The organism is Caulobacter sp. B11 (assembly GCF_002737765.1).
GTDB lineage: Bacteria > Pseudomonadota > Alphaproteobacteria > Caulobacterales > Caulobacteraceae > Caulobacter.
Window position 1 is genome coordinate 1 of sequence record NZ_PEGG01000352.1, and the last position, 3,323, is coordinate 3,323.

The 3,323-nt window shown below is 69.6% G+C and carries 3 protein-coding genes; 2 read left to right on the forward strand and 1 reads right to left on the reverse strand.

The window, feature by feature from the left end; all coding sequences use genetic code 11:
• Nucleotides 1-107: LexA family protein (locus CSW58_RS12560; RefSeq protein ID WP_369825189.1), on the forward strand; the 107-nt coding region annotated here is incomplete at its 5' end.
• Nucleotides 108-173: 66 nt separating this feature from the next.
• Here CSW58_RS12560 and CSW58_RS12565 read toward each other — a convergent pair.
• Complete coding sequence (locus CSW58_RS12565; protein WP_099447514.1) at nt 174-2,279, reverse strand: ComEC/Rec2 family competence protein; 2,106 nt, start codon at nt 2,277-2,279, stop codon at nt 174-176.
• Nucleotides 2,280-2,369: 90 nt separating this feature from the next.
• On the opposite strand from CSW58_RS12565, the gene gltX reads away from it, so the two are divergent.
• A partial coding sequence (gene gltX / locus CSW58_RS12570; protein ID WP_099447513.1) for a glutamate--tRNA ligase occupies nt 2,370-3,323 on the forward strand: 954 nt, incomplete at its 3' end.

Below are 3,323 nucleotides of genomic sequence, written 5' to 3' on the forward strand. Positions count from 1 at the left end.
CGATCGCCCTGGAAGCCGCCAATCCCAAGTACGAAACCCGGATCTTCGGACCTGATCAGGTCGAGGTGCAGGGCAAGCTCGTGGGCCTGATCCGCCGCTACCACTAGAGATCCTCACTGCGATGGCGACCCGTGCTGGCGAGGCCGCACGGGTCGTTCGGGGTCTAGCGGCGCCTACTGGCTCCAGGCCCGATTGCCCCGCAGAGGCTGGGCCCAGACGATCCACCAGCCGTCGGGACGCCGATAGAGTTCCGCCGCGCCGCCGGCGGCGAAATCAGCCTCGGTCAGCACCACCCTCCGCCCGCAGGCGGCCGGCGTGACCATCGGGCCGGCCCCGCGCAGAACCACCACTTCCGCCCGTCCACAGAGCGCCGCCAAGTCGGCGCCCGTGAGCGGCTTCCGCCCCCAGGAGAGGGCGACCGACGCGGGCGCGGCTGTGGTGGGCGCGCAAGCATAGCGGACGCAGTCGAACCCTTCGGCCGCGCCGATCTCCAGGCCCCGTCGTCTGGCCCAGAGCTCCGCCCCGAACCGTCGGGCGTCCGGCCTCAGCAAGACCGCTTCCGCGCCGCGCCGCACGGCCGCCGTCGAGCCATCTGGGGCGATCCAGACGTCTGGCAGGGGCGGCCTTGGCCAGAGGGCCACCGACAGGGCTAGGGGCGCGCCCAGCCAGCGTAAGCGGCCCCGCCAGAGGCACAGCAGCATCAGCCCGAGAAAGGCCATGACCAGGGTGAAGGCCGGGGCGCTGGCCACCAGCTGTTGGGCTCCAGCGGCGCTGGCGAAGCCCCGGGCCACAGCCAGCATGCCCTCGATCCCCCAACCGGCCACCGCCAGAAAGGGCCGGCCCCAGCCCACCCCTTCGAGCGCGGCCCCAATCGCCAGGAACGGCATGATCACGAAGGACGACAGCGGCGAGACGATCAGGTTGGCCGGCAGTCCCCACATCGCCACGCGGTTGAAATGCTGCATGGCGAAAGGGCCTGTCGCCAGACCCGCGACCAAGCTCGCGCCAATGCTGATCGCCAGCCAACCGCTGGCCGCCTGGACGACGCGGATCGGCCAGGGTACGGCGATCTCGCGCACCGGACGCGGCCAGGCCTCCGCCAGGGCCACCAGGGCGGCGGTGGCGGCGAAGGACATCTGAAATCCGGGCGCGCCGGCCGATTCCGGCTGCGCGAGCAGAATGAGCAGGGCCGCTACGGCCAAGCCGTGCAGACTGATGGCCTGCCTGTCGAACAGTATGGCTCCGAAGGCCACCGCGAAGGTGATGGCGGCGCGCAGAGCAGGCGGCGGGGCGCCCGAGATCAACAGATAGACCGCCACCGCCGCCAGACCCGCCACTGCGGCGATCTTCTTGCCCGGGACACGCAGCGCGAACCAGGGCCAGGCCGCGATGGCCAGTCGCGCCGCCGCGAAGACAAAGCCGCCGACGATGGCCATGTGCAGGCCCGAGATCGACAGGATGTGGGCCAGACCCGAGGCCCGCATGGCCTCGGTCTGTTCCGGCGTGATCCAGGCCTCGTGACCCGTCACCATGGCCACCGCGACGCCGCCGCTCTCGGGACCCATGTCCGACAGAATGCGACGAGCCAGTCGCCAGCGGAATGCGTTGACCGCCATGGTGACGCTCAGGCGCGCGGGCGGCGTCTGCAGGTTGATCGGCGCCAGCCGTCCGATCGAGAAGCCGACGCCGCCGACGCCGCCGAACCAGGCGTCCCTGGCGAAATCATAGGCGCCGGGCGCGGCGGGCTGCGGCGGCGGTCCCAACATGGCGCGAAAGCGAATCGCCGCGCCCGGCGCGATGCCGCCAAGGTCATCGATCGTCACCCGAACGCGCTTGGGCGTGGCCGCCGGCGCGAGGCCGCCCATCTGAACCGGCGCGATCAACAGGCGGGGTCCGCCCACACCAGGGCTGGCGACATCGACCACGAAGCCGTCCACCGTCATCACCGTCCGCTCACCCGCCAACACCGGTGCGGACACCAGGCCGTTGCGCAGCTTGCCGGCCAGCAAGCCGGCGCTGGACAGGACGCAGAGGATCAGGACGACGGAGACGCCGCCGCGGGATGACCGGCGGTCGGCAACCCTGGCCGCCACCGCCAGAACGCCGAACATCGCTGACAAGAGCATCCATGACGGCTCGAAGCGCAGCTCCAGATAGCCCGCCGCGCCGAGCCCGAAAGCCACCGGCGACCACAGCATCCAGCGCTCACGATTCACCGCCAGCTCGGCGCGCAACCACGCGACTATCTTCGTCGGACTAGGCCGGGTGCGAAGGGCCATGCTAAGACGCCCCACCCAGCCGTCCGCGCCAAGTCCCGGCGCGGCGATCACAGCCGCTCCGGCGGCGTCCAGTCCGTCAGCTTTGAAATCATGACCAGCTCCTCTTCCACGCCCGCCCCTTCCGGCGTCGTCACCCGCTTCGCCCCCTCGCCCACCGGCTTTCTGCATATCGGTGGCGCGCGCACGGCGTTGTTCAACTGGTTATATGCACGCCATACGGGTGGAAAGTTCCTTATTCGCGTCGAGGATACCGATCGCGAACGGTCAACCGAGGCCGCCGTCAAGGCGATCTTCGACGGCCTGGACTGGCTGGGCCTGAAATCCGACGAGGAGCCGGTGTTTCAGTACAGCCGCGCCGACCGTCACCGGCAGGTGGTCGAAGAGATGCTGGCCGCCGGCCACGCCTATCGCTGCTGGATGAGCGTCGAGGACCTGGCCTTGGCGCGCGAAGCCGCCCGGGCCGGCGGCCCTGCCCTGCGCTCGCCGTGGCGCGACGGACCCCAGCCCAATGATCCGACCGCGCCCCATGTGATCCGCTTCAAGGGCCCCCTGACGGGAACGACCCTGGTCGATGACATGGTCAAGGGCCCGGTGACCTTCAACAACACCGACCTCGACGACCTGGTGCTGCTGCGGGCCGATGGAGCCCCGACCTATAATCTGGCGGTGGTGGTCGATGACCATGACATGGGTGTGACCCACGTCATCCGCGGCGACGACCACCTCAACAACGCCGCGCGTCAGAGCCTGATCTATCAAGCCATGGGCTGGACCCTGCCGGCCTTCGCCCACATTCCGCTGATCCATGGTCCCGACGGGGCCAAGCTGTCCAAGCGCCACGGCGCCCAAGCGGTCAGTGAGTTCGCGGACATGGGCTATCTGCCCGAGGGCCTGCGCAACTATCTGGCCCGTCTGGGCTGGGGTCATGGCGACGACGAAGTGTTCAGCGACGCCCAGGCCGTCGACTGGTTTGACGTCAAGGACGTGGTCAAGGCCCCTGCCCGCCTCGACTGGGCCAAGCTCAACCACATCAACAGCCAACAC